The sequence below is a fragment of the Lachnoclostridium sp. Marseille-P6806 genome, from assembly GCF_964238185.1.
In the GTDB taxonomy this organism is placed as follows: domain Bacteria; phylum Bacillota; class Clostridia; order Lachnospirales; family Lachnospiraceae; genus Brotaphodocola.
Genome location: NZ_CAXSLG010000001.1, coordinates 157996 through 177848, shown reverse-complemented (window position 1 = coordinate 177848; position 19853 = coordinate 157996). Strand labels below are relative to the sequence as shown.

The following is a 19853-nucleotide window of genomic DNA, read 5'->3' as shown; positions in this document are numbered from 1 at the left end:
TAACTGTTCAGGACGAGGCATCAGAGCTGCAGAAGGGAGAAAATTATGCGGATTGGAATTGCAGGAAATGGCATGATAGTAAGACGGATGCTTCAGGATATAAAAGGGATTTCGGAGATTGAATTGTCAGCTATCTGTGTTCGGGCGAAGAGCCTGGAGAAGGGGCGAGATCTGGCTGAAGAGTTTGGAATACCAGCTGTGGATACGGATTACAGAACCTTTCTGGAACGGGAAGATATGGATACTGTTTATATTGGAATTGTCAATCAAATGCATTATGAATATGCAAAAAAGGCATTGGAAGCGGGAAAGCATGTGATCTGCGAGAAACCTTTTACTGTGACAGCCTGCGAAGCAAAAGAGCTGGCAGCTCTGGCTGATGAAAAAGGACTTTTTTTGTGGGAGGCTTTTAAGATTCCCTATTCTCCCGTTTTTCAGGCGGTAAAGAGGCATTTGGGAGAGATTGGAGCTGTGAAAATGGTACAGTGTAATTATTCCAGAATATCCAGCCGGTACAGACAGTATGAACAGGGGATTGTTCTTCCGGCTTTTGATCCTGCCTGCAGCGGAGGATGTCTGTATGACATTAATCTTTATAATCTCCATTTCGTGACAGGTTTGTTTGGAAGGCCGGAAGAGGTGGATTATTATGCAAATCTTGGATTTAATGGAGTGGATACCTCAGGAACGGCAGTTTTGAAGTATGGAAACTTTCTGGGAATCTGCAGCGGGGCCAAGGATTCTTCCAGCCCCTGCGGGGCCCTTATCCAGGGAACAAAGGGCTGGATTCGAATTGAGGGACCTGTAAGCTCGGCGGCACGGGCAGAGATCACTGTGGATGGCGAGCAGCGGCTTCTGGCAGAGGATTCGGCACCGGGGACATTGACAGGAGAAATGGCGGAATTTGCAGGTCAGCTTCACAGAAAGGACTGGAGTTCCTGCCGGGAAATGATGAAGCATACGGTTATGATGATGGAGATTCTGGAGAATGCGGCAGGGCAGAGAGGGAGCCTTTCGGCAGAGGCTTGTCTGACTAGAGAGGGAAAAGAATGAGCTTGTCACTGGAATCATCTGGTGGTAAAATAAAGCTGTCGCCAGTTCCGGGAGGAGTGCAGTTTCGGCTGTATCGGAGGTGTCCGGTCTCACTTTGAATATCCCGGGAACACACTCCGGCTGGTGACTTTTTCTATCTTTTTCAGGGAAATGGGAAGCATCTATATATAATGGATGTGCCCTTGATTCAGGAGGAGATGATGGAACGGGACATTGATTATGTGATTGCGGTGGCGGAGTGCAGAAGCATTTCGCAGGCGGCAGAGGTGCTTTATATCAGTCAGCCTTCTTTGAGCAGGTATCTTTCCAATCTGGAAAATGAGCTGGGATTCAGTCTGTTTGTCCGGACAATTAATGGAACGGAGTTGACTGAGGCTGGGAAAATCTATCTGAAATATGCTAAGGAAATCAAGCTTCTTCGGGGAACCATGGAGCATGAGCTGAGGGAGTTTCAGCGTAAAAATACCAATCGGATTCGAGTGGGAATGACATTGAATTCAGCTTCTCTTTCCGCATATAATGTGGCTGAAAAGGTGAAAAAACGATATCCGGGATGCGATGTAGAGATGTACAATATTATGTCAAAGGATATTGAGGTAGCTTTGAGAGAAGGAAAGTATGACTTTGTCATAGGTCCGGCGTTGGAGTTGAATTCCGATTTTGGAATCGATATGTTGGTTCGGGAACCGTATATTTTGATTGTTCCTGACCGTTATGATATCAGCGCCTATACGGAGAAGGGAAAAAAGGAGGTGTTTCCGAAGATAAATCTGGGGAAGCTTCCGAAAATGGATTTTATCCTTCAAGAAGAAACCACTTCTGTCAGAAAGGGAATTGACCGACTGGCTCATCAGATGAAGTATCCTATTGTGCCCAGGCTTTTGGTAACAAGCAGTCCCCTGGCGATTCAGGCAGCAGAAAGCGGACTGGGCTGCTGTATTGTGGCTACGGGACATCTTGCCTATGTCAATCGGGCAGAGCGACTGAATTTTTACCAGGTAGGAGGAGATGAGCTGTCTTGTGCAGCTGTTCTTTCTCTTCAAACCAAGTTTTTTTCACCAGAGGAAACCTATTGTATTTCCTGCATTAAGGCGGCACTTCAGGAAGGAGAAAGGACGATTTTTTCCAGATTGGGAGATGCTGGAAAGTTGAGGGTATAGCATTATGCTATACCCTTATTTTATTTCAGCATTGGCGAAATCTGCCGAAAGAGCTTATACTGGGTTTATCAAAACGATGCCGGCCAGCAGAGTAAAATACAGTGCAGTTTCTTGAAGGAGGATATCGTATGAATATGTCTTTGATTTGGGCATTTATCTGCCTGATTATTTTTGTTGCTGTTCTGGCTCACCCGAAGCTTCCCAACTGGATGACCTTTGTGTGTATTGCTCCCATTGCGTTTCTGGCAAAGGTGATGGATGCTAATGCCGTTTATAATGTATTAAACAGCTCCAGTCTTCATCTGATGGTGATTATATGTATGTTTTCAGGTATGATTGCGGCTACGGGGCTGGATGTGGTAATTGGCGATTTTCTGGATCGGGCAACCAGCTCTCAAACAGGAAAGCGAAAGGAAATGATGATTTTTGCAATCGTATATGTGTTCTCCGGCCTGATTTCTACAGTGCTTCAAAACAGCTATGTGGCGCTGGCATTTCTTCCTGTGTTAAAGAGCATTGCAAGAAAGAACCGGATCAGCCTTTCTAAGCTGGTATTGTTTGTAATTTTTTCTACTACTTTGGGCGGAGCGATTACCCTGATTGGAACCCCTACGAATGTTTATGCAAACTCCGCTCTAGAGGAGGCCGGACTGGCGCTGTTTGGAATGCTGGATTTTGCCTGGGTTGGTATCCCAATTTTTATTCTGGGCGGTATCTATATGGTAGTGATGAACCGGTGGTGCAAATCCTATGATGATTTTGGCGACGAGATTGTAGCGCAGACACTAACGGCAGAGCAGAAGAATAAGCAGAAGGTAGTAGGGACTGCATTCGTGGTATTTGTAGCTGCGCTGGTGCTGAAATCTCTGAAGGTGATTTCTATTGATCCCAACTTTGTAGGATATGCCATGATTGCAATTGCTGTTCTGACAACAATAGTAACTCCAAAGGAGGCAATCAGTTCTCTAGATGCCAATATGATTCTCTTCTGCGCAGGTATTAACCTGATGATTGCCATTATGAATCAGAGTGGTCTGGGAGATCTGTTTGGAACTGCTATTATCCATGTAATCGGTGAATCCAGAAATCTGTATCTGATTACAGCAGTGCTGTGTATCGGCGCGTCTGTGGGAACTCAGTTTATGAACAACATGGCTTGTGCAGGGATGCTTGCTCCGGTTGGCATTTCCATTGCAGAGACTCTGGGAGCCAATCCACAGGCCATCGTTTTGGCAATTGCCATTGGAGCCGGATGTTCCTATTTAACTCCCATTGCATCCGGAACAAACCAGACTATGATGGTTTTCACAAAGCTGAAATTCCAGGATTTTGCCCGTTTTGGCTGGCCTTTGTTGATTATTACCTGGATCTGCTGTGTGGCAATTCTTCCCCAGGTATTCCCATTCTTCTAAGAAAAGGAGCTGTTGATGATGAGACAGGAGCTTGAGCGATCCCTTCCTTTCCGGGAGGGAATTCGCGCGGAATATATTATTAATTTTTTAAATGCCTGTGAAAAGGCTGAATCAGAAATTCATGGAATCATGATAGCCTGCCATGGAAAGGTAATTTTTGAGGCATACAACGCCCCATACAAGGCGGATATCCCCCACATCATGCATTCCTTTACGAAAATTGTGACCAATACGGCAGCAGCCCTTGCTTATGGAGACGGACTTCTGAATCTGGATGATCCGATTTTAAAGTTTTTTCCAGAATATGCGGAGAGCGCCAATGAATACCTGCGTGCCTGTACAATCCGAAATCTGATTACCATGAGAAGCGGACAGCAGCGCAGTATTGGTGGAAATGAATGGCGTCCATTAAAGAGCAGCTGGAAGGATGCCTATTTTAAGGTTCCCTTTGATAAAGAGCCGGGAGAGGTTTATATGTATTCCAGCGGAAACAGCTATATTCTTTCCTATATTGTACAGCTGTTGGAAAAAAAGACCTGCAGAGAACTAATTTGGGAGCGTGTGGGAAAAAAGATTGGTCTGACGGAATTTCCATGGATGATGAGTCCTGAGGGCGTTTGCTCTGGAGGAAATGGAGTATCCTTGACAACAGAAGATATGCTGCGGATAGGACTTCTCTATCTGAATAAAGGAAGGTGGCAGGGAGAACAGCTGATTCCGGAAAAGTGGGTAGATTACGCCATGGGATATGCAGATCCGATTCCTCCGGTGGACGGCCTTCAATATAATTATCACTGGGAGCATACAGAGGATATCTGGGCGGGGCGGGGGATGTTTGGACAGACCTGCGGGCTTGTGCCTGCCCTTGATATGGTATTTGCCATTACGGCAGCAGATGAACATTACGCAGCCATGAAACTGTTTCAGAGAGAAATTGTTGATAAGGTGAAGGCCAATGAAGAGGTGCTGCAGGATGACCATAAAATGGCAGAGATATTGCGGCAAAAGGGGCTTTGCATGACGCTGGAGGGAAAAAATATATCTGTAAAGAATCATATAGGTCTGGAAGCTCGGGATTTTTTTTGGACTCCGGAGAAAAATCAGGATGGAGTCCGGCGAATAGAAGTTCATTTTGACGAAGACCGGCTTCTATATGTCATGGAAGATGGGCGCGGCCGGCATGAGGTTTTGGCTGGATTGGATCATTGGATAAATGGAATGACAACCATGACAGGATCCTATCTTCACCATCAGTATGAGCCGGCAGTGTTACGGATTGATGCCATTGCTTACTGGAGCGATTTCCATACGCTGATGATGGAGTGGCGTTTCCCTGAAATGGCATTTTTTGACCACGTAAGTATTCGTTTTGAAGAAGAACAAGTGAAGATCGAGCGATGGGTGAATATGAATTCGCAGGACAGGGAGAGGCCTGTACTGATTATAAAAAATAAAATAGGAGAAGCATCTTAAGCCTGAGGGGCGGTGTAAAACAGGAAGATATTTCCTTGTTCTATACCGCCTTTTCTGTTCGGGAAGCCTTTCAGTACAATATAGTTTGAAAATGAAAAATTCCCGTCAATTAAGAAGAAGAAACGGCTTGGGGTCTGTGATACAGTAGAATTACAGACAAATCACATGTATACATGAGAAAATTGTAGAAAACACTGGAAGATTTCATGAAAAAGTCCGGAATTTTATGGAATCATTTCATAAGAAAAAGGGGAAAACAAATATGAAAAGTTGGAAAAAATCGCTTGGAATTGCAGCAACCTGTGCTGGAATTCTGATTGTAGGAGCAACATTTTTTTCAGTAGCAGGGGATTCGGACAGCGATGTTTTAGAGCTTCGTCTGGCTCATAACCAGGCAGAAGGCTCTGAAATTGCAGATTCCATTGCAAAGATTTCAGAGTTTGCAGCAGAGGATCCCAGCCAGAAGCTGAAGGTTTCCATCTACGCCAGCGGTGTACTGGGAACAGAGAAGGAAGAGATTGAGATGGTAAAGGCCGGAGTACTTGATATGGCGAAGGTCAGCTCCAACACTCTGGGACAGTTTAAGGATGAGTATTCTATTTTTGCCATTCCCTATCTGTTCCAGAGCCAGCAGCACTATTATGATGCCTGTGAGCAGAGTGAGAAGGTAAAGGAGCTGTTTCGTTCCACAGAGGAGGACGGTTATATTGCTATTGGATACTATGCCAACGGTTCCCGCAACTTTTATCTGAAGGAGGATGTAGCCTGTACGGATCCTTCGGTACTGAAAGGAAAGAAAATTCGTTCCATGCCCAGCTCCACTTCCATGGATATGATTGAACTGATGGGCGGTTCACCGGTTCCCATGGCGAGCGGAGAAACCTACAGCTCTCTTCAGCAGGGAATTGTGGACGGCGCAGAAAATACTGAGCTGGCGCTGACCGTAGACGGACATCAGGATCTGGTAAAATCCTATACCTATACTGAGCATCAATACTCACCGGATATTTATATCATCAGCACCAAGACCTGGAATAAAATGACTCCAGAGCAGCAGGAATATCTGAAAGAAGCCATTCAGAAGGCCAATGACAATTTTAAAAATCTTTATAACGGCATGATGGCAGAAGCTATGGAAGAGGCAGAAAGCCATGGTGTTCATGTTTACCGGGATATTGACAAAACTGCATTTATTGAGGCAGTACAGCCGGTGCATGAAAAGTTCTGTGCAAAGGGAGAAAGCTATAAGGAACTTTACGATGATATTCAGAAATATGCTGAATAAGGAGGTACGGAATGAAGACGTTAAATAAAATTCTGGAAACAGTGCTGGGACTTTTAGTAGCAGTCATGGTGCTTGGATGTATCTGGCAGGTTATTACCCGGTTTGTGTTAAATAATCCCAGTAAATATACGGAGGAGCTGCTGCGTTATCTTCTGATTTGGACTACCATGCTGGGTGTGCCGTATGCTTACGGAAAAGATAAGCATCTGTCCATTAATATTGCGGTGAAGTATTTTTCGCCGAAGGGAAAAGCAATGACAAACATATTTATTGAAGCATTGATTTTGGTTCTCAGCGTTTTTGTAATGGTTGCAGGCGGCTGGATGGTAACGATGAACTCTGCAGGACAGATTTCACCGGCTATGCATATGCCTATGCAGCTTTACTACGCAGGCGTACCGGTCAGCGGTGTTTTGATGGTATGCTATAGGATTGAACGTTTGAGAAATTCTCTGAAACAGAGAAGGAGGAAAAAATGAAAGGAATTAATCAGGCAGAACTGGAGAAAAAGCTGGATCTGGTGATCCAGAAGCTGATGAATCTGGGCGGTCCGGAGGATGAAAAGGAGCTGGAGGCCGGCGGAGAAAAAATTGGTTTTTTCCGCAGAGATTTTGGGATTAAAGAGTGGGACTGGCCCCAGGGAGTAGGTCTTTACGGGCTGTTAAAGATTATGAAGGTAAAGAACAATCAGGAGTACCGGGATTTCCTGTATCACTGGTTTGAGGACAATATCCGGGAAGGTCTGCCATCCAAAAATATCAATACGACCACTCCTCTTCTGACTCTGGCAGAAGGCCTGGGAATGTAAAAAGGAGAATTGTGATGAAAATAGGGGTACGCGCCCATGATTTTGGCCGGAGAGAAATCGGGGAACTGGACGGACTGCTTCATGACGAGGAGTATGAGGCTGCTCAGCTGGCCCTTCCCAAGGCCTTTCTGGGCATAGGAGGTTATGAAGATATTACTGCGGAAAAGCTGGAGCAGATCCGGAGGTCTTTTGAAAAGCAGAAGATTGATATTGCAGTCTTTGGCTGCTATATGGATTTGGGAAATCCAGATGAGGAGGTCCGCAGCTATGCAGTAGATACGCTGAAAAAAGCATGACCTGGGCAAAGGAGCTGGGAGCACACGTAGTAGGAACGGAAACAGCCTATCCCCGGCTGAACTGGGAACTGAGGAAGCAGTGGAAGCCATTTATGATGGACAGCATTCTCCGGGGTGTGGAGGAGGCAGTTCGCGTAGATATGCCCCTGGCGATTGAGCCAGTCTGTTGGCATCCTCTGGAGAATTTGGAAACCACGATGGAGGTTCTGGAAAAAGTCGGAGATGCGGCTCATCTTAGAATCATTTTTGATGCTTCAAATTTGCTGAAGCATCCGGAGAAAACCTTTCAGGGCGCTTATTGGACCCAGTGGCTGGAGGCTGTGGGCGATTTTGTAGATGTGATGCATATTAAGGATTTCAGCTTGGATGGGAGGAAAATCTATCAGCCGGAAGCTCTGGGCGCCGGCGTGATGGATTATACTGCCATCAGCAGATGGCTGGAAAAGCAGAAGAGGGAAATTTATCTTTTAAGAGAAGAAATGAACCTGCTGTTTGCAAAAGAGGACATCGCCTTTATGAGGAGTCTGGGAGGCCCTGACTTTTCCGGTAAGCGCCGGGAGTAAGGCCAACCGTTTTCCGAAAAATCCGGTGAAAATAACTGAAATTATCATAGCCTACGGCAAGACTGATATCGGTGACAGACAAAGCGGTGGTGCGCAGGAGAAAGCAGGCCTGCTCCAGCCGCTTTTTTTGAACCAGATCTGTGTAGGTATAGCCGGAAAGCTTTAAAATCGTTTTGGAAAGCCAGGTGAATTCACAGTTTAAATGGTTGGACAGGGCAGTGAGAGAGCCGTCCCGGTAGTGTTCCTCTACATACTGGAGAACATTCATCAAAAGCTCCTGCTCAAAGGAATTCTGACCAGTCTGGATTTTGTCCATATGGTTTAAAAGCTGAAGAAATAAAAGCCCCATGGTAATCTGGTTCATGAGCCGTTTATTCTGGAGCTCATGGGTAATGGTCCAGACAAGATTTTCCACAAGATTCTGAACAGGAAGAATCCCGGATACCTGAAAGTGAAGGTAGGAAACAGGAGAGTCTGCGGACTGAAGACAGCCGCTAACAAAGTCCCGAAGCATGCTTGGCTCAGAGCCAAGCATGGCCAGAGTCTGATCAAAAAATTCAGGAAGAATAATAAAATTTACGGCAATATCTTCTGCTGAGGCGGGTAAGATTTCCTGGGTAGCATGCTGGTTTAAAATCAGCAGTTCTCCGGTGCGAAGGACGATTTTCGAGCCGTTGATTACATGAACAGTCTGACCGGAACACATATAAATCATTTCCACATAATTGTGTGTATGCCTGGGAAAATGGACAAAACGAGTGTGTGGGCGAACCTGAATCAGCTTTCCCTTCTGGAGCATTTTCCGGCTGTCAATGACAAAGGCGGGGGAATCGGAGTAGATGGCGGGATCAATGGATGGATCTCCGTCTAAAATACGCTGTTCTTCTTCTGTGATCTGGCTTAATTCACGGATCAGCTGCTGATTCATAATCGTTCCTCCTTTTTTCGTCTGCAGGGTATTTTTTGGCAGCCAGGGAAGCGAACTGCGCGCCAGAGAAAAAAGGCTGCCAGGCAGAGAGCTTCTTTCCTGCTATCATATCATATTTTTAAAGATTTGCAAATAAGGACAGATCTTTCATCAAACGGTGTGCTTTTAGGGAGAGGATTTTTTTTATAAAATAAATAACAGTTCAGTCATAAGAAATTTAGGAGGAGGGGCAACATGAGTCCATATTTTCTTGCCGTTGACATTGGCGCATCCAGCGGAAGACATATGCTGGGCCATCTGGAAAAGGGACGGCTGGTACTAGAGGAGATTTACCGTTTTGAAAACGGGATGAAGCAGACGAAAGAGGGACTGTGCTGGGATATTCCTGTGCTGTTTCAGGAAATCAAGACAGGAATCCGGCGCTGTGGAGAGCTTGGCAAGATTCCTGTTTCTATGGGAATTGATACCTGGGCAGTGGATTATGTGCTTTTGGATGAGCAGGATCAGATACTGGGAGATACCTTTGGATACCGGGACAGCCGTACAGCAGGAATGGACGAGGAGGTTTACCGCCTGATTCCGGAAAAGGAGCTGTATCAGAGAACCGGAATTCAGAAGCAGATCTTTAATACGGTATTCCAGCTGATGGCAGTAAAAAAGGCGCATCCGGAATATCTTGAACAGGCAAGAACCTTTCTGATGCTGCCGGATTATTTTCATTTTCTGCTGACCGGAGAGAAGCGTTCGGAATATACCAATGCAACCAGCACGCAGCTGGTGAATGCAGAGACAAAGGACTGGGATGATGAGGTGATAAGCCGTCTTGGTTATCCCAGAGAGATGTTTCTGCCTTTGAGCCAGCCGGGAACTCAGGTGGGCGTTTTTACAAAGGAAATCGAAAAAGAAGTGGGATTTTCCTGTCAGGTTGTACTTCCTGCTACCCACGATACGGCTTCTGCTGTTATGGCAGTTCCGTGTCAGGAGGATAACTGCCTGTACATCAGCTCCGGCACCTGGTCTTTAATGGGAACGGAAAATAAAAAGGCCATCTGCACAGAGGAAAGCCGTCAGAAGAATTTTACCAATGAGGGCGGATATGATTTCCGATACCGGTATCTGAAAAACATTATGGGACTGTGGATGATTCAGTCTGTCCGCCATGAAGAAAAGGATCAGTATTCTTTCGCTCAGCTCTGTGAAATGGCGGATGAATGCAGTGATTTTCCGTCCCGGGTATTTGTAAATGCACAGGAATTTCTGGCTCCGGAAAGTATGACAGAGGCCGTGCGCCAGTATTGCGAAAAATCGGGACAGAGAGTTCCGGAAACAACAGGAGAATTGGCAGCAGTCATCTATCAGAGTTTGGCGAAGTGCTATGGGGAGATCGTTCAGGAGATTGAGCAGCTGACGGGAGAGTACTATGATACCATTCACATTGTAGGTGGCGGGGCCAATGCCGATTATTTAAACAGACTGACTGCCAGTCAGTCAGGACGCCAGGTGCTGGCAGGACCATCGGAAGCAACGGCAATAGGAAATCTGATGGCTCAGATGATAGGAAAAGGAGAATTTGCACGGCTTATGCAGGCAAGAGCCTGTGTGGCAGAATCCTTCCCCATTCGTGAGTATCAGAAGGGCTGAAGAAGCATCATTTAGGGAACTGAAAATAGATGAAAAAAGAAGCATGACAGATGAAAAAAGAAAGCATGCGAAAGGAGACAAAAATGAATCATTATGAAGCAGCCAGAGAAAAATACCGTCTGGCAGGTGTGGACACAGAGGCAGTAATTGAAAAGATGATGAAGATTCCCGTATCCCTTCATTGCTGGCAGGGCGATGATGTAAAGGGCTTTGATCAGGACGGTCCTCTGACCGGAGGCATTCAGACTACAGGAAACTATCCGGGAAAGGCGAGAACTCCTCAGGAGCTGATGGCAGATATGGAGCAGGCTCTGAGCCTGATGCCGGGAAAAAAGAAACTGAACCTTCATGCCAGCTATGCTGTTTTTGGGCCGGGCCAGGAAGTGGATCGTGACAAGCTGGAACCGAAGCATTTTGAAAAATGGGTAGAGTTTGCAAAAAAGCATCAGATGGGCATTGATTTTAACCCCACCTTTTTCTCTCACCCGAAGGTAAAGGATGGTCTGACTTTAAGCAGTCCAGACGAGGAAACGAGAAAATTCTGGATTGAGCATGGCAAGGCATGTATCCGGATTTCTGAATATTTTGCAAAAGAGACAGGTGTTCCCTGTGTAATGAATATCTGGACCGGAGACGGATACAAGGATATTCCGGCAGACAGAATGGGACCGAGACTGCGCTATAAGGATTCTATTGAGCAGATTCTGTCTCAGCCATTTGATAAAAACCTGGTAAAGCCCTGTGTGGAATCCAAGGTATTCGGCATTGGAGTAGAGTCCTATACTGCTGGTTCCGCAGAGTTTGCATTAAGCTTTGCTGCAACCCATGACGGTGTGCTTCCGCTGATGGATAACGGTCATTATCATCCCACAGAGATGGTATCTGACAAGATTCCGGCTCTGCTGTGCTTCTTCCCGGAAATTGCTCTTCATGTAACAAGACCGGTTCGCTGGGACAGTGATCATGTTGTTCTTTACGATGATGAAACAAGAGAGATTGCCAAGGAGATTGTCCGCAATGACGCTCTGGATCGGGTATATATTGCACTGGATTATTTTGATGCCAGCATTAACCGGATTTCTGCATGGGCAGTTGGTTTCCGCAGCTTCCAGAAGGCTCTGCTTTCTGCTTTGTGCACTCCGTATGCAGAGCTTCGCAGACTGCAGGAGGAGAACCGTATGACAGAGCTGATGGTAATGCAGGAGAACCTGAAAATGTACCCGCTGGGAGAGGTTTGGGAAGAATACTGCCGCCGCTGCCAGGTAGCTGTGGACAGCCAGATGTTTGAAGAGATTGAGAAATATGAAAAGGACGTACTGTCAGTACGGAAATAATGAAAAGAGAATAGAAGAAACGAGAAAGAGTCCCCGGCAGAAAGGGAGAAGGAGGAAATAACAAGTATGAAATTTTTAGATGCAGAGTTTGTACAGGGATTTATCCGCATGGCAAATGATGGATGGGAGCAGGGATGGCATGAGAGAAACGGCGGAAATCTGTCTTACCGCGTAAAGCCGGAGGAGGCAGACAGTGTCAGAGAGAATTTTAATCCCGGACCGTGGCAGCCCATCGGCACCTCAGTGCCTGGACTGGCTGGAGAGTATTTTCTTGTAACCGGAAGTGGAAAATATTTCAGAAACGTTATCATTAACCCGGAGGATTCCATCTGCATGATTGAGGTAGATGAAAAGGGAGAATCCTATCGGATTGTCTGGGGACTGAAAAACGGCGGACGTCCTACCAGTGAGCTGCCTTCTCATCTGATGAATCACGAAGTAAAGAAGCAGGCAACCGACGGAAAATACCGTGTGATTTATCACGCTCACACAACCAATGTGATTGCTCTGACCTTTGTTCTTCCTCTGTCTGATGAGGTGTTTACCAGAGAGCTTTGGGAAATGGCAACCGAGTGTCCTGTTGTTTTCCCGGACGGAATCGGTGTAGTGCCCTGGATGGTTCCCGGCGGACGCGACATTGCCGTAGCTACCAGTGAGCTTATGAAAAAATATGATGTGGCAATCTGGGCTCATCATGGAATGTTTGCAGCAGGAGAGGATTTTGATTTGACCTTCGGACTGATGCATACCGTAGAAAAATCTGCTGAGATTCTGGTAAAAATGCTGTCTATGCAGCCGAATAAGCTTCAGACTATTACACCCCAGAACTTCCGGGATCTGGCAAAGGATTTCCGAGTAACTCTGCCAGAGAAATTCCTGTATGAGAAATAAGAGGTGACGAAAAATGGTAAGAAAAGGATTTAAAATGTTTCTTTATCCAGGCATGGAAGAGGAATATGAGAAGCGTCATAATCAGCTCTGGCCGGAAATGCGGGATATGATTCACGAGTACGGCGGACACAATTATTCCATTTATCTGGATCGGGAAACCCATGTGCTGTACGGATATCTGGAGGTAGAGGATGAGGAGCGTTGGGCTGCCTCTGCTGATACGGCCATTAACCGGAAATGGTGGGATTTTATGGCTGATATTATGGAAACCAATCCGGACAACAGCCCTGTTTGTGTGGATTTAAGCCCTGTATTTCATCTGGATTGAGGAAATACTGGACAGATTTCCTTTTTGGTGTTATTCTGTAGAAGAATAAATATGCGTAGATAAGGGAGCTTGTAGGAGCAGGCTGAGAGGAAGTAATCGAACTTCGACCAATTGTACCTGATTTGGGTAATGCCAACGTAGGGATTTCATGCTGGATACAGAATGCAGACCGTTGACAGACCGGATTCGGGATGCGAAAGTGCATCCGGGCTGATCGAAAACAGAGAGAAAGCGGCGTTTTTTTGTAAGCGTAAAGGCCTTACAGAAAACGCCGTTTTTTGTTTCATAGGAAATTACGTCCTATGAAACAAAAACGCTCCGCGAGGATCGCCATGCGGCGGTAGAGAATTTTGTCGCAGAAGCGACCCGCCGCAGGCGGAGAAGCTCGCGAGCGAGTTTCTTTCTTGTTTTTCTATATTATTTAAAGGCTCATTCGACAGATACAGCCCCTTTCAGGACGCGTAAAAAGGAGGAAATCTATGAGAGAATACACAACACAGATGGACGCTGCAAGAAAGGGAATCATTACAAAGGAAATGGAAGCAGCAGCAAAAAAGGAGCAGATGGCGCCAGAAAAGCTGAGGGCTCTGATTGCAGAGGGAAAGGCAATTATCCCCTGCAACAAGCTGCATACAAGTATTGTTCCCAATGCCATTGGTTCTATGCTGAAGACAAAAATTAACGTGAATCTCGGCACTTCCAGAGACTGGAAGGATATTGATATGGAGCTGGAAAAGGTGAGAGATGCGGTAAATATGGGGGCAGAATCCATTATGGATCTCAGCTCCTTTGGTGATACACAGAAGTTCCGCAGAAAGCTGACCGCAGAGTGTCCTGCCATGATTGGAACCGTTCCGATTTATGATGCTGTTGTTTATTATCATAAGCCGCTTAAAGAAATTACCTCAGAGGAATGGATTAAGATTGTGGAAATGCATGCCCAGGACGGTGTGGATTTTATGACCATTCATGTGGGAATCAATCGGAATACAGCAAAGCGTTTTAAGGATGCGAAGCGTCTGACTAACATTGTTTCCCGCGGCGGCTCTATTATTTTTGCCTGGATGGAAATGACAGGGGAGGAGAATCCTTTCTATGAGCATTATGAGAGAATTCTCGATATCTGCAGAGAGTATGATGTGACGCTGAGTCTGGGAGATGCATGCCGTCCGGGATGTCTGGAGGACGCCTCTGATATTTCCCAGATGGAGGAGTTAATTACTTTGGCAGAGCTGACAAGACGGGCCTGGGAAAAGGATGTACAGGTTATGATTGAAGGGCCGGGACATATGCCTTTGGATCAGATTGCTGCCAATATGAAGATTCAGCAGACAGTCTGCAAGGGTGCTCCTTTCTATGTACTGGGACCTCTGGTAACGGACATTGCACCGGGATATGATCACATTACAGCAGCGATTGGCGGAGCGATTGCAGCCGCAGCAGGAGCCTCTTTCCTCTGCTATGTAACTCCGGCAGAGCACCTGCGTCTTCCGGATGTCAATGACGTGAAAGAGGGAATTATTGCATCAAAAATTGCAGCCCATGCAGCAGATATTGCAAAAGGAATCAAGGGCGCAAAGGAATGGGATAAGGCTATGAGTACGGCACGGAAGAAGCTGGACTGGGAAGAAATGTTCCGGCTTTCTATTGATCCGGAAAAGGCCAGGGCTTACCGGGCATCTGCAAAGCCGGAAAAAGAGGACACCTGTTCCATGTGTGGAAATTTCTGTGCAGTGAAAAATATGAACCGGATTCTGGATGGAGAAATTGTTAATATTTATGATGAATGATAAAGTTTTCAGCTTGAAAGGGCAGAAAATTTGAATGAAAAATGGAGAGAAGATATGAAGCTGGATTTGAGGGTGTATGCAGTAACAGATCGGACCTGGACAGGAGAAAAATCTCTGTTCTGTCAGCTGGAGGAGGCTTTGCAGGCAGGGGTCACTCTGGTGCAGTTAAGAGAAAAGAAGCTGGATGACGATGCATTTTTAGAAGAGGCAAGGCAGATAAAGGCTTTGACAGATTCCTATGGGGTTCCTCTGATTATTAACGATAATGTGAAGGTAGCTCTCGCCTGTGATGCAGCGGGAGTTCACATTGGTCAGGAGGACATGGATGCAGCCTGTGTACGCCGCCTTCTGGGCCCTGACAAAATCCTGGGTGTCACTGCAAAGACAGTGGAGCAGGCAAGGAGGGCAGAGAAGGCCGGGGCAGATTATCTTGGATCCGGCGCAGTTTTTGGCTCCTCCACAAAGAGGGAGGCCCTTCCTATGACTATGGAGAGGCTGAAGGAGATCACTGCTTCTGTATCGATTCCTGTAGTGGCAATCGGAGGAATTCACAAGGGGAATATCCGTCAGCTGAAGGGAACCGGCATTGCAGGAGCCGCTGTAGTATCTGGTATTTTTGGAGCAGAGGATATTAAAAAAGCAACAGCTGAATTGAGAAGTGCAGTAGAGGAAATTTTGTAACAGTTCAGGACGGGGCATCTTCTTGTCCGGCAAAGCCGAACAAGAAGCATCGGAGATTCCTCCGATGTGAGAACTGGAAGAAAGACCCGCTTACAAGCAAGCTTGACACGGATTTTTCTTCCAGTTCTTACGCCGTCCGGAATAGTTACGGGCAGATTACGAAATAGAGGAGGAAGAAAAATGACCAGAAAAACTGTGCTGACTATCGCTGGATCAGATTCCAGCGGAGGAGCCGGAATTCAGGCTGATTTAAAGACTATGACGGCCCTGGGGCTTTATGGAATGAGCGTTATCACAGCATTAACAGCGCAGAATACCATGGGTGTGTCCGGTATTTTCGACGTGGATCCTGCATTTACAGCCAGTCAGATGGACTGTGTTTTTCAGGATATTTTTCCGGATGCAGTTAAAATCGGAATGGTTTCCCAGAAAAAAATGATAGGGGTAATTGGCGATAAACTGGAGGAATATCAGGCGAAAAATATTGTCCTGGATCCAGTCATGGTATCTACCAGTGGAAGTCGTCTTCTGGCGGAGGATGCCATGGATGCGCTGGCGGAAAGGCTGCTTCCTCTGGCAGCTGTTATGACACCGAATATTCCGGAGGCAGAAATTCTCTGGGGAAGAAGCATTGAAAATGAAAAGCAGATGGAGGAGGCAGCCCGGGGCATTGGAGAGAAGTACGGCGGCGCAGTTCTTGTAAAGGGAGGACATCAGGTGGCAGAGGCCAACGATGTGCTTTATCAGAATGGAAGGCTTATTTGGTTCCGAGAAAAGCGTATTGACAGCATGAATACCCATGGAACAGGCTGTACCCTTTCCAGCGCGATTGCATGCGGGCTCGCCATGGGAAAAAGTGTTGAGGAGAGTGTCCGCGCGGCAAAAACATATTTGACAGGAGCTCTTGCATCCGGGCTGGATCTGGGAAAGGGAAACGGCCCCCTGGATCATTGCTTTATGGTGAATTCTGCGGTATACTCATAGACAGATTGGAAAAGCGGAATCCAGTGGAAAAAGAGCAGAAATGCGGAGCAAAACTCTAAATGCCTGACAGGATGGAATCCGCAGAAAGAAGAGGTCTTGATATGAGTGAAAAATATGTGGTAGACAGTCTGGGGGATAAGTGCCCTGTGCCGGTTGTAAAAGCGAAAAAGGCTTTGGACAAAGCCATGCCAGGAGACGTGATTGAGGTTCATGTAGACAATGATATTGCGGTTCAGAATCTGCGAAAGCTGGCATCTAATATGCAGTGCAGCTCTGTAGACAGACAGCTGGAGGCAAAGCATTTTGTAGTGGAAATTACAGCAGGAGAAGCAGGAGGCGGTCGTGAAACAACAGGGGCGCTGGCTGGAGATACTGGTGTTTCTCAGGCCGGCACTGCAGATCCGTTTCACGGAATCTTCTGTGGAATTGGAGGCAGTCCGGCAGAAAAATCTTATCTGGTGGCTGTCGCATCGGATACGATGGGAGAAGGGGATCCGGCACTGGGGAAGATTTTAATGAAGGGATTTCTGTATGCCCTCAGTCAGATGGATACCCTTCCTGAGACCATTCTTTTCTACAATGGAGGCGTAATGCTGACAACAGAAGGCTCGGAATCTCTGGAAGATTTAAAGGCAATGGAAGAACAGGGCGTAAAGATTTACTCCTGCGGAACCTGTCTTGATTTTTATGACAGAAAAGATCTTCTGAAGGTGGGCGAAGTAACGAATATGTACACCATTGTGGAGCTGATGGCAAAGGCAGAAAAGATTCTTAAGCCATAAGAAGAGGAGGGCAGACAGATGATTTCTATTTTATGTTTTGGAGATTCGAATACCTTTGGTTCCAACCCGGCAGGCGGACGTCACAGAAGAAATGTCAGATGGACCGGCGTTTTGCAAGAACTGTTGGGAGAACAATATTATGTGATAGAAGAAGGCATGGGAGGACGCACAACGGTTCACGACGATCCCTTTGAGCCAAACCGCTGTGGAAAAATGGCGCTTCCGATTGCCCTTCAAAGCCATATGCCGCTGGATTTGGTGATTGTAAGCCTGGGAACCAATGACTGTAAGCTGAACTTTCATCTGTCTCCGGAGTTGGTTGCCAAAGGGGCAGAGTGTCTCTGCCGCATGATCAAGGAATACGATTACCGGGGCGGGAAGGCGCCGAAAATTCTTCTGGTATCACCGATTTTAATTGGAGAAGATCTGGAAAATTGTCCCTTTGAGAGCTTTGATCAGACATCTGTGGAGCTGGCTTCTCAGCTGGCCCCCTGCTTTCGGGCAGTGGCAGAGCGCCAGGGCTGCCTGTATCTGGATGCGGCCTCCGTTGCCTCACCAGGCTCTGACCAGCTTCATATGGATGCGGCTTCTCACCGGGCTCTGGCTGAAAAACTGTGTGAGATGGTGCGGGCGGAATTTGAGTGAGGGAAAACCCTTGACATTTCCTCCTCCCGCCGCTATAATTTCCCGTAACAGCAGATCTATTTATATGCTATCAGGCGATGAAGGGAAGAAGTAGCAGTCTGAGACCCCACACAGAAAGCAGCCGGAAGATGAGAGGCGCGTGGAGGACAGCTTGTGAATACATCCTGGAGCTTCACACCGAACAGAGGCAGGACTTGCAGAGATTTTGCCAATCAGTAGGCTGTGACGGTCAGAGGCATCCGTTATTGTGCCGGAACATATCCGCGAGGAAGCGGTCAGCAGAGCTCATTTCAGAAGCTGCAGAGGCTGGCGGTTTTCTGATGGAGTGCTCCATGAGGCAGTCGGTGAAAACCGTCTGCGAATAAAGGTGGTAACACGGGGAACAGTGTCCTCGTCCTTTTGAAACAGCAAAGGGACGGGGACTTTTTCAGTTCATAGGAAATTACGTCCTACTTGTTTCACCATTAAGAAGACCCTGATCCCGCAAGAACAATACAGATACGAAATGAAAGAGAGGAAACAAACATGAATTGTTATGACGAGCTGGTAGCCCGTGGTCTGATTGCCCAGGTTACAAATGAAGAAGAAATCAAAAAAATGGTAAATGAGGGAAAGGCAACCTTCTATATCGGCTTTGATCCGACAGCAGACAGCCTGCATGTTGGTCATTTCATGGCTCTTTGTCTGATGAAGCGTCTGCAGATGGCAGGAAATAAGCCGATCGCTCTGATTGGCGGCGGAACTGGAATGATTGGAGATCCTTCCGGACGTACCGATATGCGTCAGATGATGACTCCGGAAATGATTCAGCACAACTGCGACTGCTTTAAGGTACAGATGAGCAAATTTATTGATTTCAGTGATGACAAGGCTCTGATGGTAAACAATGCAGATTGGCTGCTGAAGCTGAATTATGTGGAGCTGCTTCGCGAGGTAGGCGCATGCTTTTCTGTAAATAACATGCTGAGGGCAGAGTGCTACAAGCAGCGTATGGAAAAGGGACTGAGCTTCTTAGAGTTTAACTACATGATCATGCAGAGCTATGACTTCTATATGCTGTTCCAGAAATACGGCTGTAATATGCAGTTCGGCGGTGACGATCAGTGGAGCAACATGCTGGGCGGTACAGAGCTGATTCGCCGCAAGCTGGGCAAGGATGCTCATGCGATGACCATTACCCTGCTTTTAAATTCCGAAGGCAAGAAGATGGGCAAGACTCAGTCCGGCGCTGTATGGCTGGATCCCAATAAGACAAGTCCTTTCGAGTTCTACCAGTACTGGAGAAATGTAGCAGATGCAGACGTTCTGAAATGCCTGCGGATGCTGACCTTCCTTCCGCTGGAGCAGATTGATGAAATGGATAAATGGGAAGGAAGCCAGTTAAACACTGCAAAAGAGATTCTGGCTTACGAGCTGACCAAGCTGGTACACAGTGAAGAAGAAGCTGAGAAAGCACAGTCAGCTGCCCGTGCTCTGTTCAGCGGTCAGGGAAGCCTGGAGAATATGCCGAGCTTTGCATTAAAGGATGAGGATTTCACAGACGGAGCCATCGATCTTCTGGCAGTTCTGCAGAAATCCGGTCTGGCAGCAAGCCGTTCTGAGGCAAGAAGAAATGTGGAGCAGGGCGGTGTTTCCGTAAACGGACAGCAGATTAAGGATATTAAGGCATCCTTTGGCAAGGATGATTTTGCCGGTGAGGGAATGGTTGTAAAACGCGGCAAAAAGAATTTTATGAAGGTGACAGTAGAGTAAAGAGCGTACTGTGACTGCAAACGGCGGCAGAGAACTGCTGCCGTTTT

Annotated in this window: 19 protein-coding genes, 1 pseudogene and 1 riboswitch; of the genes and pseudogenes, 19 read left to right on the top strand and 1 reads right to left on the bottom strand. The window is 46.7% G+C overall.

What is annotated here, in order from left to right; all coding sequences use genetic code 11:
• Positions 1–45 precede the first annotated feature (45 nt).
• From ACESON_RS00760 to ACESON_RS00720, 9 genes and pseudogenes are all read left to right on the top strand, one after another.
• Complete coding sequence (locus ACESON_RS00760) at positions 46–1053, top strand: Gfo/Idh/MocA family protein (RefSeq protein ID WP_373108003.1); 1008 nt, start codon at positions 46–48, stop codon at positions 1051–1053.
• A gap of 197 nt (positions 1054–1250) precedes the next feature.
• The gene (locus tag ACESON_RS00755; RefSeq protein WP_373108002.1) at positions 1251–2213 is read left to right on the top strand and encodes a LysR family transcriptional regulator; all 963 of its coding nucleotides are present in this window, start codon (positions 1251–1253) and stop codon (positions 2211–2213) included.
• Between the two features lie 128 nt (positions 2214–2341).
• Positions 2342–3625 carry an SLC13 family permease gene (locus ACESON_RS00750; RefSeq protein WP_177958663.1) on the top strand — a complete coding sequence of 428 codons (1284 nt, stop codon included), beginning with the start codon at positions 2342–2344 and terminating at the stop codon, positions 3623–3625.
• 15 nt (positions 3626–3640) lie between these two features.
• A complete protein-coding gene (locus tag ACESON_RS00745) occupies positions 3641–5098 on the top strand; it encodes a serine hydrolase domain-containing protein (protein ID WP_373108000.1) in 1458 nt (485 codons plus the stop codon).
• Positions 5099–5360: 262 nt separating this feature from the next.
• The gene (dctP, locus tag ACESON_RS00740; protein WP_373107999.1) at positions 5361–6383 is read left to right on the top strand and encodes a TRAP transporter substrate-binding protein DctP; all 1023 of its coding nucleotides are present in this window, start codon (positions 5361–5363) and stop codon (positions 6381–6383) included.
• Positions 6384–6394: 11 nt separating this feature from the next.
• On the top strand, positions 6395–6862 hold the full coding sequence (locus tag ACESON_RS00735) for a TRAP transporter small permease (RefSeq protein ID WP_373107997.1): 468 nt from the start codon (positions 6395–6397) through the stop codon (positions 6860–6862).
• A pseudogene (locus ACESON_RS00730) lies at positions 6859–7176 on the top strand (glycoside hydrolase family 88 protein); the annotation flags it as partial. The gene ACESON_RS00735 and the pseudogene ACESON_RS00730, both read left to right, overlap by 4 nt.
• Positions 7177–7205: 29 nt before the next feature.
• Positions 7206–7487, top strand: coding sequence for a hypothetical protein (locus ACESON_RS00725; RefSeq protein ID WP_373107994.1), 282 nt, complete (start codon positions 7206–7208; stop codon positions 7485–7487).
• On the top strand, positions 7484–8050 hold the full coding sequence (locus ACESON_RS00720; RefSeq protein WP_373107992.1) for a sugar phosphate isomerase/epimerase family protein: 567 nt from the start codon (positions 7484–7486) through the stop codon (positions 8048–8050). Before ACESON_RS00725 ends, ACESON_RS00720 begins: the two co-directional genes overlap by 4 nt.
• Here ACESON_RS00720 and ACESON_RS00715 read toward each other — a convergent pair.
• Positions 8001–8978, bottom strand: coding sequence for an AraC family transcriptional regulator (locus ACESON_RS00715; protein ID WP_373107990.1), 978 nt, complete (start codon positions 8976–8978; stop codon positions 8001–8003). The two genes, ACESON_RS00720 and ACESON_RS00715, sit on opposite strands and share 50 nt — an antisense overlap.
• Before the next feature lie 234 nt (positions 8979–9212).
• Here ACESON_RS00715 and rhaB point away from each other — a divergent pair, with 234 nt between their 5' ends.
• The 10 genes from rhaB to tyrS all read left to right on the top strand — a co-directional run bounded on the left by rhaB (position 9213) and on the right by tyrS (position 19806).
• The gene (rhaB, locus tag ACESON_RS00710) at positions 9213–10619 is read left to right on the top strand and encodes a rhamnulokinase (RefSeq protein WP_373107988.1); all 1407 of its coding nucleotides are present in this window, start codon (positions 9213–9215) and stop codon (positions 10617–10619) included.
• Between the two features lie 83 nt (positions 10620–10702).
• Positions 10703–11953 carry an L-rhamnose isomerase gene (locus ACESON_RS00705; RefSeq protein WP_373107986.1) on the top strand — a complete coding sequence of 417 codons (1251 nt, stop codon included), beginning with the start codon at positions 10703–10705 and terminating at the stop codon, positions 11951–11953.
• A gap of 66 nt (positions 11954–12019) precedes the next feature.
• Positions 12020–12844: a rhamnulose-1-phosphate aldolase gene (rhaD, locus tag ACESON_RS00700; protein WP_373107984.1), complete on the top strand. Its 825-nt coding sequence runs from the start codon at positions 12020–12022 to the stop codon at positions 12842–12844.
• Positions 12845–12857: 13 nt separating this feature from the next.
• Positions 12858–13172 carry an L-rhamnose mutarotase gene (gene rhaM, locus ACESON_RS00695; RefSeq protein ID WP_373107982.1) on the top strand — a complete coding sequence of 105 codons (315 nt, stop codon included), beginning with the start codon at positions 12858–12860 and terminating at the stop codon, positions 13170–13172.
• Between the two features lie 51 nt (positions 13173–13223).
• A riboswitch (TPP riboswitch) is annotated at positions 13224–13333 on the top strand.
• 318 nt (positions 13334–13651) lie between these two features.
• Positions 13652–14962 (top strand): phosphomethylpyrimidine synthase ThiC, encoded by a 1311-nt coding sequence (gene thiC / locus ACESON_RS00690; RefSeq protein ID WP_373107980.1) that lies wholly within the window; start codon positions 13652–13654, stop codon positions 14960–14962.
• Between the two features lie 54 nt (positions 14963–15016).
• Entirely contained in the window at positions 15017–15643 is a 627-nt protein-coding gene (gene thiE, locus ACESON_RS00685; protein ID WP_373107978.1) for a thiamine phosphate synthase, read from the top strand.
• A 180-nt stretch (positions 15644–15823) separates the two neighbouring features.
• Entirely contained in the window at positions 15824–16627 is an 804-nt protein-coding gene (gene thiD / locus ACESON_RS00680; protein ID WP_373107977.1) for a bifunctional hydroxymethylpyrimidine kinase/phosphomethylpyrimidine kinase, read from the top strand.
• A gap of 101 nt (positions 16628–16728) precedes the next feature.
• Positions 16729–17409, top strand: a complete 681-nt coding sequence (yedF, locus tag ACESON_RS00675; RefSeq protein ID WP_373107974.1) for a sulfurtransferase-like selenium metabolism protein YedF — start codon at positions 16729–16731, stop codon at positions 17407–17409.
• Positions 17410–17427: 18 nt separating this feature from the next.
• Positions 17428–18054, top strand: a complete 627-nt coding sequence (locus tag ACESON_RS00670; RefSeq protein WP_373107971.1) for an SGNH/GDSL hydrolase family protein — start codon at positions 17428–17430, stop codon at positions 18052–18054.
• 525 nt (positions 18055–18579) lie between these two features.
• The gene (tyrS, locus tag ACESON_RS00665; protein WP_373107969.1) at positions 18580–19806 is read left to right on the top strand and encodes a tyrosine--tRNA ligase; all 1227 of its coding nucleotides are present in this window, start codon (positions 18580–18582) and stop codon (positions 19804–19806) included.
• Positions 19807–19853 lie beyond the last annotated feature (47 nt).